We start from the raw sequence: 13,728 nt of genomic DNA on the forward strand, positions 1-13,728 counted from the left end.
GAATGACTGTCCACGACGCTTTTCATAAAAGAAAGCGGCTTACCGGTCAACGCCACTCACTCCACAAGACCCCGCTTCGGCGGGGTTTTTGTTTGGTCTTAACGCTTATAGCGTAAGGCATCCACGAACAACGAAAATGCGGTGGTATGTTGCCGGCGGCTCGGGTAGTAAAGGTAATAACCGGGAAAAGGCTCGCACCACTCTTTCAGTACCCTGACTAAGCTGCCACTGGCAATCTCAGCTTTTACCGCATCCTCTGGTACGAATGCCAGACCAAAACCCATGACGGCGGCATCAATGCGTTGTCGCAAACTGTTAAAGGTCAGTTGCCCATCAACACGAACTCTTAATTCATGCCCTTCTTTTTCGAATTCCCACGCATAAAGGCCCCCCATTGTCGGCAGGCGCATATTGATGCAACGATGATTTTGCAGATCTGCCGGAGTGGTGGGTATGCCATATTTAGCCAAATATGAAGGTGAGCCAACGACAGCCATACTCATATCCGGCCCAATCCGTACCGCAATCATATCTTTTGCTACCTGTTCTCCAAGGCGGATGCCGGCATCAAACCGCCCGCTGACAATGTCAGTTAAGGTGTTATCGACCGTGATTTCCACATTAATGTCCGGGTAATCGGCGAGAAATGATTTCAGTACCGGCCAGAGGGTCGAGTCCACGGCATGCTCGCCAGCAGTAACGCGAATATTCCCCGCAGGCCGCTCGCGCATTTCGCTTAAGGCATCCAGTTCACTCTCAATTTCTGCAAAACGTGGTCCCAGACTATTTGCCAGTCTTTCGCCCGCTTCTGTCGGGGCAACGCTGCGGGTCGTGCGGGTCAATAAGCGAAGCTCAAGTCGTTCTTCCAACCCACGAATGGAATGACTTAAGGCCGATTGTGAAACCCCCAGTTTTGCCGCCGCTTTGGTGAAGCTTCGCTCCCTGGCAACCATAAGAAAGGAAATTAAATCGTTAAAATTCTCTTTTAACATCAGTCTCTATACCTGTTTATCTGCCTGTGTGTTCCAGTATAAATAAATTTATGAGTTAAATTCATATACACATGCGCATTTATCCATCTAATCCTCTGCTCGGACATTTGCTACCTTTTTTGCTACCGACATTTATTTAATGAATGCCTCGTAATGACAAATAAATTACAAGTAGGAGTAAAAGAAATGCAAAAGCGCACATTGGGTCGCAGTAATCTCGACGTGTCCGCCATGGGCTTAGGCTGCATGGGGATGAGTTTCAGTTATGGTCCGGCCGCCGATAAACAGGAGATGATCTCTTTGTTGCACAAAGCGGTGGACCTTGGCGTGACATTCTTCGATACCGCAGAGGTCTACGGGCCTTACACCAATGAAGTATTATTGGGTGAGGCGCTGGCACCTCTGCGCGATAAAGTGGTGATTGCGACCAAATTTGGTTTTCAGGCTGATCCGAACGGCGGGCCAAAATGGATCGGTTTAAACAGCCGACCAGAGCATATTAAAAAAGTGGCGGAAGCCTCACTCAAACGGCTGAAAACGGATGTTATTGATCTGTTTTATCAACATCGCGTCGATCCCAATGTACCCATTGAAGATGTGGCCGGTGCAGTACAGGATTTAATCAAAGAGGGTAAAGTAAAACACTTTGGTTTATCTGAAGCTGGGGCGGCGACCATTCGCCGAGCTCACGCTGTTCAGCCGGTAACCGCCCTGCAAAGTGAATACTCATTATGGTGGCGTAAGCCGGAGCAAGAAATCATACCAACGCTGGAAGAACTTGGCATTGGTTTGGTGCCTTATAGCCCACTGGGTAAAGGTTATCTGACGGGTAACATGAATCAATCAACCCAGTTTGCCAGTGATGATTTTCGTAGCACGTTACCACGATTTACTCCCGAAGCCTTGGCCGCTAATCAGGCGTTAATCACCTTGATTCAGCAGGTCGCTCACCAAAAGGGTAGCTCGCCTGCGCAAATCGCTCTTGCCTGGTTGCTGGCGCAGAAACCCTGGATTGTACCGATCCCCGGTACGCGCAGACTGAATCGGTTAGAAGAAAATATTGGTGCGGTGAATGTAGAGTTGACCACTGCTGATCTGCAACAGATTAATAACGCGGCTGCACAAGTAACGATAATGGGTGATCGCTATCCCGAAACATTGGAGAAGCTTACTGGATTGTAATTTGTTCGCTTAATATCAGAGCAGAAATAGAGGCAGGATTGCTACTTTACAGGCCTATACTCTCTAGGTAGCAATTTCCTTGAAACTAACTTTCCCTATACTCAAACCGTTTACCCTCGACGTTTTTTAAGGTTTATCGAGCTTCAAATCACAGTGTTTATGATACCGGAGATACATCATGACGATAAAAGTTCTCGGTTATGCAGCCAAATCCGCACAAGTTCCCCTTGCCCCACTCGAGTTTACCCGTCGCGATCCGCGTCCTGATGATGTGGTGATGGATGTGCTCTATTGCGGTGTCTGTCACTCAGACCTGCATCAGGCGCGTAACGACTGGGGGTTCAGCAGCTATCCGCTGGTACCCGGGCATGAAGTGGTTGGGCAAGTCACCGCCGTGGGTAAAAGTGTCACGAAATTCAAGGTGGGTGATTTTGCCGGAATTGGCTGCATGGTGGACTCCTGCCGAGTGTGCCAACCCTGTCAACAGGGTCTGGAGCAGTATTGTGCAGAGGGCAATGTGCAAACTTACAATGGTGTTGATCGTCACGACCATACACCAACCTATGGTGGCTACTCACAATCCATTGTAGCTTCTGAAGATTTTGTGCTGAAAATGCCTGCTGGTTTGGATTTGCAAGCTGCCGCGCCACTACTGTGCGCCGGTATTACCACCTGGTCGCCGCTGCGCCATTGGAAAGTGGGTAAAGGCAGTAAAGTCGCGGTAGTTGGCCTGGGTGGTTTGGGTCATATGGCATTAAAGCTGGCGAATGCATTAGGGGCTGAAGTGACGCTCTTTACCCGTTCACCGAGTAAAGAGGCTGATGCTCGTCGTTTAGGTGCACATCATATTGTGTTATCCACCGATGATGCACAAATGGACGCGACCAAAGGGCAATTCGATCTGATTATCGATACCGTGCCTTATGTCCATGATATCAACCCGTACATGCCGACACTGAATGTGGATGGCACCCTAGTATTTGTTGGTTTTCTTGGTGATCTTAGCCCAATGATAAACACCATGCCATTGATTCTGGCACGGCGTTCGGTGGCCGGTTCATGTATTGGCGGCATTGCTGAAACACAGGAAATGCTCGATTTCTGTGCTGAACACGGCATTGCTTCAGATATAGAGATGATCAAGATTCAGGATATCAACGACGCCTATGAGCGGATGCTGAAAAGCGATGTGAAATACCGTTTCGTGATCGATATGGCGTCGTTAAAACCGTAATTATACTGGGAGTCACGCGGGGGGAACCTCGCACTTTTCCCATTAAATCTTAGCTGGCGTGCTCGCCCATATTCACGCAGGCAAATCGATGAGCAGGGCACGCAGCGGCGTTTCAGCTTTAATCACCAGATGCCGTTCTTCTTGTACAAAAGCACCATCACCGCAGGTCAGGCGCTGAGTTTCACTGGCTTGCGGCCCATCCACCGTTACTGTTCCGTGAATGGATTGCAGATAAGCCCTTGGGCCGTGTAGGTCAATGGTGTACTGTTCGCCCGCGGCTAAATCCAGATGATGAATCCATACTTGCTGACGCAGTTTCAGGCTGCCCTGCTCACCGTCAGGAGACGCTAGTAGCCTTAGTGGCTGCGTGCATAATGACAGGTGCTGGGCGGGATTGCTTTCCTGCTCAGGGCAGGCATTGAGCCATAACTGAATGCGCGTTAATGGCTTATCTGCACTCAGATTATGCTCGCTATAGCTGACACCCGATTGAGCAGAAAAGAGCAACACATCACCAGTTTTACCGCGCACATAGTTACCCAGACTATTTCGATACTCAGCCTCGCCCTGTAAAATCAGGTTTAAAATATCAACCTGAGGATAAGTTCGGGGTTGGAATGAGGCTCCCGGTGCCAGCACCTCTTGATTCAAGACGCGCAGTGAGGCATAACCCAATAGTTTCGGATCAAAATAGTGGCCGAATGAGAAAGTATAACGGGCTTGGAGCCAACCATAGTCAGCTTGCCCGCACTGTTTTGCTGTTCTGCATGTGATCATGACAATGATTGCCCTATCCTGATATTAATTGATAAAGAGATGGTAAGCGTCTGGACGACGGATTGTTAGCCAGTTAATCTGGTCGCTATATTCAAATTTCCTGATTGAGAAAATGATGGCCAAAGATCGGGCGCTAACGTTAGAAGCATTGAGAGTAATGGATGCTATTGACCGCCGTGGTAGTTTTGCCGCGGCGGCTGATGAATTGGGACGGGTACCTTCTGCGCTGAGCTATACCATGCAGAAACTTGAAGATGAGCTTGATGTGGTGTTGTTCGACCGCTCCGGGCATCGCACCAAATTTACCAATGTTGGGCGGATGCTACTGGATCGCGGGCGGGTGTTACTGGAGGCCGCAGACAAACTGACTACCGATGCTGAGGCACTGGCGCGCGGCTGGGAAACACATATCACGATTGTCAGTGAGGCATTGTCTCCGGCATGGAAACTGTTCCCGTTGATCGACAAACTGGCGCTCAAAGCTAATACTCAGGTCTCCATATTTACCGAAGTATTGGCCGGGGCATGGGAACGGTTGGAGCAAGGGCGGGCTGATATCGTCATTGCGCCCGATATGCATTTCCGTGCATCTTCAGAGATTAACAGCCGTAAACTGTACAAAGTGACCAGTGTCTATGTTGCCAGCCCAGACCACCCCATTCATTTGGAACCAGAACCTCTGTCAGAACTGACCCGAGTGAAATACCGTGGTGTCGCTGTAGCGGATACCGCTCGTGAGCGGCCAGTTATCACGGTGCAATTGCTGGATAAACAGCAACGTTTGACGGTCAGCACCATCGAAGATAAGCGGCGGGCCTTATTAGCTGGTTTGGGTGTGGCGACCATGCCCTATGAAATGGTAGAAAAAGACATTGAAGCGGGCCGTTTACGGGTTGTCGGGCCAGAGTTCAGCCGTGAGGCCGATATTATTATGGCATGGCGGCGCGACAGTATGGGGGAGGCTAAGTCGTGGTTCCTGCGAGAAATCCCTAGATTGTTCGCTAATAAGTAAACGGCTACTGCGCGTCGTCATACTGAGATTGTGCAGTGCTCACAATCCTCACGTACTACGTGTACGCTCCGGTTTTTCCGCGCTGTACGCACTTAGTCTGACTTAGCTCGCTACGCCTTAAGCTGTTATGGCTACTGCGCGTTAATCTGTTAATAAAGTGAAACGTGTATCTCGTCCATGTGGCTCCAGCAGGTCTTGCTGTGGGCCGATGGAGATAATCCCGTAAGGGTTTATAGTGCCGTGGCTGCGATAGTAGTGATTGCGGATATGGGCAAAATCTACTGTTTCAGCGACGCCTTGAATTTGATAAATATCGCGTAAAAAGCCATATAAGCTGAGATAATCGCTGATACGGCGCTTATCACATTTGAAATGAGTGACATATACCGGATCAAAACGCACCAATGTGGTCCATAAACGCAAATCCGCTTCCGTCAGTTGGCCTCCAGTCAGATATCGCTGTTTCGCCAGAATCTGTTCCAGCTTGGCCAATGCATCAAATAAGGTATTAACTGCCTCGTCATAGGCTTCCTGTGTAGTGGCGAATCCCGCCTTATACACCCCATTATTGACCTGATCGTAAACCCACCCGTTGATATCATCAATATTACTGCGTAACGCTGTAGGGTAATAATCCCCCGCTTTGGCGCCGAGGCCATCAAAAGCAGTATTGAACATACGAATGATATCGGCAGATTCATTGCTAACGACTGTCTGTTGCTGCTTATCCCATAACACCGGAACGGTTACCCGCCCGCTATAATTTGCATCGGCGCGCAGATAAAGCTGATAGAGATAGTCAAGATGATAGAGTTCGTCGCCGGTGGCGGCAGGGAAATCATTAGCGAAGGTCCAGCCATTCTCCAGCATCAGTGGATGTACCACAGAAACTGAAATCAGTGACTCTAAGCCTTTCAGTGTGCGCATGAGTAAAGTGCGGTGTGCCCATGGGCAGGCAAGAGAAACATACAGATGGTAACGGTGTGCTTCGGCTTTAAAGCCAGCTTTACCTTGTGGGCCCGCCTGCCCATCAGCAGTCACCCAATTGCGGAACTGTGAGGTACTGCGTTTGAAATGGCCACCGGTAGATTTTGTGTCGTACCAGATGTCTTTCCACATGCCGTCTACGAGCTGTCCCATCCAATCCCCCGTGTTCTTGAAATTGTAGCGTTGTTAGCTGCTCTTATTCACTCGAATCACTTACCTGAGTAAGTTCATCGGGATTAATGAGCCTCATCCTTGAGGCTCACCCTACGGCTAGCCTATAAATGCTGTTCAAATTGGAAACCAATTTGTCATTCGCTTGCTGCCTGACTGCAACTCCAATTACTTTGGGGATTGCATTTTATAGTATAGCCTTACCACTTCTTACCCAGCAGGCGGTCAATACTGAAACCACCCGGGCCGGCAACCGCCAACACAATGAAACCGCCAGCGATGGTTAGGTTTTTCATGAACATCAACTGGTTAACGCCTTCCGCAAAGTTAGTGTGGAAGATAAGTGCCGTCAGAATAGTGAAACCCGCGGTGAACAGTGCAGTGGTACGGGTCAGGAAACCAAACAAAATTGCCAGACCGCCGCCAAATTCCAGCAAAATGGTCAATGGTAGGAAGAAGCCTGGGACACCCATCGCTTGCATATATTGTTGCGTGCCAGCATAGGCATCACCCATTTTGCCGTAACCGGCTACAATAAACAGAATCGGCATCAGAATGCGTGCTACCAACAGGCCAGTATCTTGTAATTTGTTCATCGACGACTTCTCCAAAAAGTTGTTCTATTAATGCCTGGCATCTGCGGGCGTTAATGGTTAATCAAAGGTGCTTGTGTGTGGTCGCTTGCCGGTGTTATCCCGCAAACTCCCTGAGTTGATGAGAGAATGTTAGTTGAGAAGTTGAGAAGTTGTTAGCAAGTAAAACTGTCTGTTTTTATCAAAAAAACTGAAGTGTAAGCAGATTAAAGCCGAAAAACGGTCTGTTTAGGCATAAGAAATGGGGAAGGGCAGTCAGTAGCCCGCATGAGATACCGATATGCCACCAAGTGAAGTAACGGCAGGTTAACGTAAGAGAAAAGTGTTACGAAACAATCGGATAGTTCCCCATAACCCAACCGCCCGACGCGACCAGCGGATGAATTTACTCGGGTGGCGGATACCGTATAGCGCGACCAGGCTGGAGCCAATCATCAAATATTTTCGCATACCGACGATTTGTGCCCAACCGCGATCATAAGGTGCAGTGACCTCAAGCCAATGTGCGGCGCTGTTGGCGAGATCCAGACGTTGCTGCTGGATCTCATGTAACAATGCGGCCTTTTCCTGTGCTAATTTACGGCGGCTCAACGCTCTTTCTCCAATAACTCGCGATCCGTTTCCAGTTGCTTACGGGTAGAACCCAGCAGTGTGGAGCGGCGCGCCTTGGTGAGAGTCCAGATAATACCGATTATCGCTAGTGCTAATAGCACGGCAGTGGTAGTGCCAAGCGCCATTAAACGATAGGCAGGATCAATACCCCATATGACTAATACCAGCAGACTCATCAACCCGAAAGCGGTAAACAGCAAGGTAATCCCTGCCATCATCAGCAACTGAACCAGTGTTGCTTTTTCCTCTTCCAGCTCAATAGCAGCCAGACGTACACGGGTTTCAACCATGCCTACCACAATGGTAGCGATACGATGAACAGTATCGAGGACCCCTTTACCGGGGCCCTGAGTGTGAGGAAGCTCAGCCATAATCAGCGGCGAGACAACAGAACGCCTAACACCACGCCGACAGCAGCACCGATGCCTACGCCAGTCCAAGGATTGTCGTGAACATAGGTATCTGCTTTATCAGCAATTTCTTTAGTTTGGGCTGCGATTTTATCGCCGGTTTCGCTCAGACGCTCGCGAGTATCTTTCAACGCGCTTTCCGCTTTGGCTCGCAGCTTTTCTAACTCAGCTTTCGGCTTATCGGTCGAAGTTTGCAGCACTTCTTCCAAAGTATCTGCCAGTGACTTAAGTTCAGCGCGTAAATGTTCAGAGGTTTTATCTTGTGGCATGTAATAGCTCCTTAACATAACTGAGGTGAATACATAACGTAGCGAATATTTTACAAGGTTAAAAGGTTAATAATCTTAAATAACCCTGATGAGTCGCCATTCTCGTATTTAAAACCGGAGTTGCTACTTTTGTGCCTGAGCTTGCTTTAACTCAGCTTGTGCTTCCACTAACTTCTTCTGCTGCTTGGTAATTTTGCTAGCATCACCTTTTTGCTGAGCCTCTTTTAACTCTTGCTGACGCTCAGTGACTTTGTGCTGCTTTTGTCTGATTTTTTGTTGTCGTTCGGCCTTTAGGCTCTCCGCCGTGCAATTGCTCTTTACTTCTTTTAAGGCTGTTGCCAGACCAGCAGCGCGGCGGGTATTGCCATGTTGTTTGGCATAATCTATCTGTTGTTGGATTTCTTTGGCTTTTATATCGCATTCATTGTCTACCACTGCCTGAGCAACATTACAAAACACGACAATGGGTAAAACCAACAGGAGAGAGTGACGTAACAACATAGTATTGCTTCCTTTTACAGCAAGAGTCAGGGACGAAACAGGTTGCCGTGAATGTCTAAGCATAGCGCTGAATTATGTGATACCCAAGTTTACCACAGGATTTTTTATAGATTAATCAGATATCAGCGGAATAAATGGACGAAAAACAAGAGATGACTACGGGGATTTCGCTCCCCGCAGCAATGATTATCCCACTTTCTGTGGGGTATTTCTGAATGCAGGCAACAGACGCTGACGTTTCTTGGACTCGCTCGAGACAATCACATAACCACTCGGCAAGATATCCTGTAAAACGATAATGGCTTCTTTCTGCTGTTCTGGGGATTCCAGGCTCACCACCAGGCTATCATCCTCTGGAGTGATGCTTTTTATCCGAATTCCACGTTGATCGAGATGTTGATACAGATAAAACCCATCAGGCAAGGACAACCCCTGTTGGTTAGGTCGAATTTTCAACGCACTTTCTGTGCGCAAAATGATCGGCGTAAACAACAGGGCTGCCAGCAACAACGCTGTAACTGGCAGGATAAGATAGTGCCAGACCGGGCGGCCGAAACGGCCCCTGAGGTTGATCACTCTGGCTTACCTTTATTATTGTCATTGCTATCGGCAACCGGCGGCGTATTTTTTTTGCGCCAAAGCACATATAAAGAACCAAACAAGCCAATCACCAATAGTGCCAGTGGCAATAACATCAGGACGAACATCACTTCGTCTTCATATTTTAGGAATACGGGGGTTTTACCAAAGGCAAAGCCCATGGTTGTCAGGATCAATACCCACAGGAAACCGCTCATCCAGTTGAAGAACTGAAAACGGGCGTTGTTCAGGCCTGAAAGTCCGGCAATAGTTGGCAACAAGGTACGCACAAATGCCAAGAAACGGCCTACCAGTAGGGCTGATAAACCATGGCGATGGAACAAATTATGGGCGCGCTGGTGGTAATGAGCGGGTAGATGAGACAACCAGCCCTGTACTACTTTCGTATTCCCCAGCCATCGACCCTGAATATAACTGACCCAGCATCCAAGGCTGGCGGCAGTAGTCAATACCACGAGGGTCACAGGGAAACTCATTGCACCTTTTGCAATCAGTACACCAACCAGAATCAGCAGACTATCGCCCGGTAAAAAGGCTGCTGGCAGCAAGCCATTCTCCAGGAAAAGTATGACAAACAGCAGGATATAAATGGCCCATACCAGAGACGGGTTCGCGAGTGTCTCATAGTCTTGTGCCCATAGAGCATGTAAGAGTTCTTTAATGATATCCATCTGGTATTCCTAAAACGTCATTGTTGTATACCCTTCTTACCTGACGTTGCAGCGGCGCTTTCTTACCCGAATCACTGAGATGCTAATCAATGGGCGGGATTCGTTCGTTTTGCCTGACTGCAATACCAATTACTTTGGGTATATTCGTTAGTTTATAAACACGACTCGCAAAAATAACGGATGGCTTTTCGTGTTTAAGCGATGGTTTTGATAAATGTGTTAAAAACAAACCAATTCGCTGATATCAATAGGTAAATATACTTCTCGCTGTAACTGCCTGGACAGCTACGACAACTGACCATCATGGTGGTAGGTAAGCATCCCGCTATATTGAATATTACTCTCTTTCCAGCCACCCACACGATTTTGCTGTGTCGATACATGGAACATCCAGTTGGAGTAGTTAAGCAGTGGCAGTGATTGCCTCGGCTGTTTATATATTTCATCCGCCCGACTGTTGCGAGACATCGGCAGATATGCCCCAGACCATGAGTTATTGGCCAACGACGGATTGGCTGAGCCAGTAAACTTGGTGGCACCCAGCCGATTCTTTATGGCCGTTTTTTTGACCGGCAAACCCATCAGACGTAATTGGGAGGAGATGACCTTATTTTGCAGGTGCAGGTAAGGTGAAAATGCACTTACAGATGATGGCGTGTCGCTAACATCGTGGTGGTCATGATAAACAGAACTCAGCGCTGAGAGCGCCATGCCGGATGGGGTAGAATGAGTGGGCGATAGCAGGTTGCCGGAGACCGAACCGGCCCAGCCAGACACTGCAATAAATAGAGCAAACAACCAGCGCATGTTTTTGCGTTTCGCTCCCAAAGCACCCAAGTAAAAAAGTGCTGCCACTTTAGCAAAATAGCGGGATATGAAACAGGGAAATATAGAGACCTACTGGGTGTTTATTAAGCAATGGTTTAAAAATAGGCTTGATACTGACGTTTGTTGACAGAAGTCGACATTTACTGACTACAAAGCAGCATAATCAGACCGGGAAGAGAAAGAAAAGAATCAGTTTCTCTTCCCATGGCCTGCAACAATCCGGGCAAGGATCAGCTTTTACTATTCGCGACCATATTGTTATTCATCATCAGATTATCGAGATGAACAACGGGGTTTTCTGTGAATAAATAACGATCCACATTAAATTCAAAATCATCGGTAGTAGCACGAAACAGCATCTGCTTGGTATTTTCCAGATGTTGCCACATAGCAAGTTTACTGGCGTAAGGATCTTTACGCATCAGTGCCTCAAGGATCCTGTCGTGATCTTCGCACCAGCTCTCGATCGATTTATCATCGATATGCTCATGCAATTTGATCCAGTAAGGGTTATGTACCCGCTGGCTCCACATTTTTTCGACAATCGTTGCCATGGCGGTATTTTGGGTGGCCAGAGCAACCTGCACGTGGAATTTCAGATCCCATTGTGAATCACGGAAGCGATCTTCCTGGCGCGCATGCTTTTGGATCTCGATTAATTGCACGATATCTTGTCGCGTAACCTGAGTGGCGGCAAATTCAGCAATATTACTTTCGATCAACTGGCGGGCCTGTAATAGCTCAAAGGGGCCTGCGGTGGCGAATTCAATGCTGTGGTTGGGCATCACGAGGTGCTTTTGCTGATTCGACATCACGTGGATGCCGGAGCCTTTACGCACTTCGACGTAACCCTCTACTTCCAGCATGATAATCGCTTCACGGACCACGGTGCGGCTGACATTCATCTCTTCTGAAATGTAGCGTTCTGCCGGCAATTTATCCCCCACCGGATAAACACCCGCTTCGATGCGCTGCTTTAACTCTGCGGCTAACTGCTGGTACAACCGTCTGGTTTCTGTGAATTCCATGATTAAGGCTCTTGGGATCAATTGAGGCAGCAAATTTTGCGGCTCATTTTGTCTGGAAGGCATGATATCCCGAACGAGATACAATTGGACTTGTTATACCACTTATCCCTATTGGGTTCTAGTCATTGCTATCACAGTTGTGATGGAAAATACGTCCTAAACTCAGGGCAAAGAAGAAGTAAAAAGCCCGGTAAATGATTACCGGGCTGGAGTCGAACCAATGGCTCAATAATGACTAGTCAGATTAGTTCTGTCCGGCAGGTGCCTGTTGTATCGGATCGATTGCAGGTTCAACCGCCGGGCGGTTTTGCAGTACCGTCCAGATAACCACTACTGCTAACACATCAAATACCGCCAGTGCAGCAAACAGCGGGCTGAAGCCCATGGTGTCTGCCAACGCACCCACCACCAGAGCGAACATGGTACTGGCAGTCCAGGCCGCCATACCGGTTAACCCGTTGGCGGTGGCCACTTCGTTACGACCAAATACGTCGGAAGATAGCGTAATCAGTGCGCCGGACAGTGATTGGTGAGCAAAGCCCCCAACACACAGCAGTGCGATAGCGGCATAAGGGCTAGTGAACAGGCCGATAGTCCCCGGTGCAATCATTAACAGACCACCCATTGTTACCACCAACTTACGGGAAACAATCAGGTTAACTTTGAAGTGTTTCTGGAACAACGGCGGCAGGTAGCCACCCAAAATACAGCCTAGATCGGCAAACAGCATTGGCATCCAGGCGAACATGGCGATTTCTTTCAGGTTAAAGCCATAGGCTTTAAACATGAATAGCGGGATCCAAGCGTTAAATGTTCCCCAAGCTGGTTCTGCCAAGAAACGCGGGATCGCAATGCCCCAGAACTGACGGTTACGGATAATCTGCAATGCAGACATCTTTTTCGCGTTAGCAGTGGAGTGCTGTGCTTCCTGACCACTGAGGATGTATTCACGTTCTTCATCAGTCAGTTTTTTCTGGTCTTTCGGGTGTTTGTAGAGGATTAACCAGGCAATAGCCCAAATCAGACTGAGCACACCGGTGATGATAAATGCCATCTGCCAACTGTGCATCACGATAGCCCACACCACTAGTGGTGGTGCAATCATGCCGCCGATAGAGGAACCGACGTTAAAATAACCTACAGCAATGGAGCGTTCTTTTGCCGGGAACCATTCGCTACTAGCCTTCAGGCCCGCTGGGATCATAGCAGCCTCTGCCATACCTACCGCACCACGAGCGATAGCTAAACCGCCCCAACTGCTGGCTAACGCGGTACTCATACAGAAGATGGCCCACATAATGGCAAACATGGCATAGCCCACTTTGGTGCCCATCACATCCAGAACATAACCGGCTACCGGTTGCATCAGGGTGTAAGCAGCAGAATAAGCGGCAATGATGTAAGAGTATTGCTGTGTCGTGATATGTAACTGCTCTTGCAACGTCGGTGCGGCAACCGCAATAGCATTACGTGTTAAGTAACCCAATATGGTGCCGACGGTGACCAAAGCGATCATGTACCAGCGTAAGCCTTTAATTTTACGCATCATTTATAACTTTCTCCCAGTCTAAGATTACTGCTATGAAGCGCGACCTGTAGCGGCGTCTCATGGCGCAATTTGGTCCAACCTACATCGCTGTGCATGTGGTGGTACCCGACCCTGCTTAATTGACGTTACAGCGGTGTTAGCTGCTCTCATTCCCCCGCATCACTGACTGGAATCAGTTTTGCCGGATTCACTCGTTTGCCGCCGACCTGTAACACCAATTACGTTGGGTCATACCTTCTTATTGGCGTTGAGGCTACGTGCTGTCACGAGCTTCAACTGCTTTGGGTATCCCTTCCTATTGAGAGCAACTGT

16 protein-coding genes are annotated in these 13,728 nt (G+C 48.5%); 3 read left to right on the forward strand and 13 right to left on the reverse strand.

The window, feature by feature from the left end; all coding sequences use genetic code 11:
* Positions 1 to 98: 98 nt before the first annotated feature.
* Positions 99 to 992, reverse strand: coding sequence for a LysR family transcriptional regulator (locus tag V1955_RS02220; RefSeq protein WP_442820464.1), 894 nt, complete (start codon positions 990 to 992; stop codon positions 99 to 101).
* Between the two features lie 186 nt (positions 993 to 1,178).
* Between V1955_RS02220 and V1955_RS02225 the strand changes: the two genes are divergently transcribed.
* Complete coding sequence (locus tag V1955_RS02225; protein WP_083162314.1) at positions 1,179 to 2,174, forward strand: aldo/keto reductase; 996 nt, start codon at positions 1,179 to 1,181, stop codon at positions 2,172 to 2,174.
* A 178-nt stretch (positions 2,175 to 2,352) separates the two neighbouring features.
* On the forward strand, positions 2,353 to 3,408 hold the full coding sequence (locus V1955_RS02230; RefSeq protein WP_083162316.1) for an NAD(P)-dependent alcohol dehydrogenase: 1,056 nt from the start codon (positions 2,353 to 2,355) through the stop codon (positions 3,406 to 3,408).
* Between the two features lie 72 nt (positions 3,409 to 3,480).
* On the opposite strand, the gene V1955_RS02235 is transcribed toward V1955_RS02230, so the two are convergent.
* The gene (locus tag V1955_RS02235; protein WP_442820465.1) at positions 3,481 to 4,185 is read right to left on the reverse strand and encodes a pirin family protein; all 705 of its coding nucleotides are present in this window, start codon (positions 4,183 to 4,185) and stop codon (positions 3,481 to 3,483) included.
* A 115-nt stretch (positions 4,186 to 4,300) separates the two neighbouring features.
* Here V1955_RS02235 and V1955_RS02240 point away from each other — a divergent pair, with 115 nt between their 5' ends.
* Positions 4,301 to 5,197, forward strand: coding sequence for a LysR family transcriptional regulator (locus V1955_RS02240; protein WP_083162318.1), 897 nt, complete (start codon positions 4,301 to 4,303; stop codon positions 5,195 to 5,197).
* Positions 5,198 to 5,338: 141 nt separating this feature from the next.
* Here V1955_RS02240 and V1955_RS02245 read toward each other — a convergent pair whose 3' ends face one another.
* The 11 genes from V1955_RS02245 to V1955_RS02295 form a co-directional block, all read right to left on the reverse strand.
* A complete protein-coding gene (locus tag V1955_RS02245) occupies positions 5,339 to 6,337 on the reverse strand; it encodes a glutathione S-transferase family protein (RefSeq protein ID WP_372569690.1) in 999 nt (332 codons plus the stop codon).
* Between the two features lie 218 nt (positions 6,338 to 6,555).
* Complete coding sequence (locus tag V1955_RS02250) at positions 6,556 to 6,951, reverse strand: DoxX family protein (RefSeq protein WP_004714887.1); 396 nt, start codon at positions 6,949 to 6,951, stop codon at positions 6,556 to 6,558.
* A 303-nt stretch (positions 6,952 to 7,254) separates the two neighbouring features.
* The gene (locus V1955_RS02255) at positions 7,255 to 7,539 is read right to left on the reverse strand and encodes a YqjK-like family protein (RefSeq protein WP_372560454.1); all 285 of its coding nucleotides are present in this window, start codon (positions 7,537 to 7,539) and stop codon (positions 7,255 to 7,257) included.
* Positions 7,536 to 7,931, reverse strand: a complete 396-nt coding sequence (locus tag V1955_RS02260) for a phage holin family protein (RefSeq protein WP_083162321.1) — start codon at positions 7,929 to 7,931, stop codon at positions 7,536 to 7,538. Before V1955_RS02260 ends, V1955_RS02255 begins: the two co-directional genes overlap by 4 nt.
* Positions 7,932 to 7,933: 2 nt before the next feature.
* Positions 7,934 to 8,239 carry a DUF883 family protein gene (locus tag V1955_RS02265; protein ID WP_083162322.1) on the reverse strand — a complete coding sequence of 102 codons (306 nt, stop codon included), beginning with the start codon at positions 8,237 to 8,239 and terminating at the stop codon, positions 7,934 to 7,936.
* Between the two features lie 123 nt (positions 8,240 to 8,362).
* Entirely contained in the window at positions 8,363 to 8,740 is a 378-nt protein-coding gene (locus tag V1955_RS02270) for a DUF1090 domain-containing protein (RefSeq protein ID WP_102970527.1), read from the reverse strand.
* Positions 8,741 to 8,926: 186 nt separating this feature from the next.
* Positions 8,927 to 9,316, reverse strand: a complete 390-nt coding sequence (gene mzrA, locus V1955_RS02275; protein ID WP_420073425.1) for an EnvZ/OmpR regulon moderator MzrA — start codon at positions 9,314 to 9,316, stop codon at positions 8,927 to 8,929.
* Complete coding sequence (locus V1955_RS02280) at positions 9,313 to 10,011, reverse strand: DedA family protein (protein WP_083162324.1); 699 nt, start codon at positions 10,009 to 10,011, stop codon at positions 9,313 to 9,315. Before V1955_RS02280 ends, mzrA begins: the two co-directional genes overlap by 4 nt.
* 285 nt (positions 10,012 to 10,296) lie before the next feature.
* Positions 10,297 to 10,818 carry a hypothetical protein gene (locus V1955_RS02285; RefSeq protein ID WP_193784768.1) on the reverse strand — a complete coding sequence of 174 codons (522 nt, stop codon included), beginning with the start codon at positions 10,816 to 10,818 and terminating at the stop codon, positions 10,297 to 10,299.
* 251 nt (positions 10,819 to 11,069) lie between these two features.
* Positions 11,070 to 11,867, reverse strand: coding sequence for a transcriptional regulator ExuR (gene exuR / locus V1955_RS02290; RefSeq protein ID WP_083162325.1), 798 nt, complete (start codon positions 11,865 to 11,867; stop codon positions 11,070 to 11,072).
* A gap of 244 nt (positions 11,868 to 12,111) precedes the next feature.
* The gene (locus V1955_RS02295) at positions 12,112 to 13,416 is read right to left on the reverse strand and encodes an MFS transporter (RefSeq protein WP_083162326.1); all 1,305 of its coding nucleotides are present in this window, start codon (positions 13,414 to 13,416) and stop codon (positions 12,112 to 12,114) included.
* Positions 13,417 to 13,728 lie beyond the last annotated feature (312 nt).

Source organism: Yersinia sp. 2545 StPb PI (genome assembly GCF_052217125.1).
Lineage (GTDB): Bacteria > Pseudomonadota > Gammaproteobacteria > Enterobacterales > Enterobacteriaceae > Yersinia > Yersinia enterocolitica_E.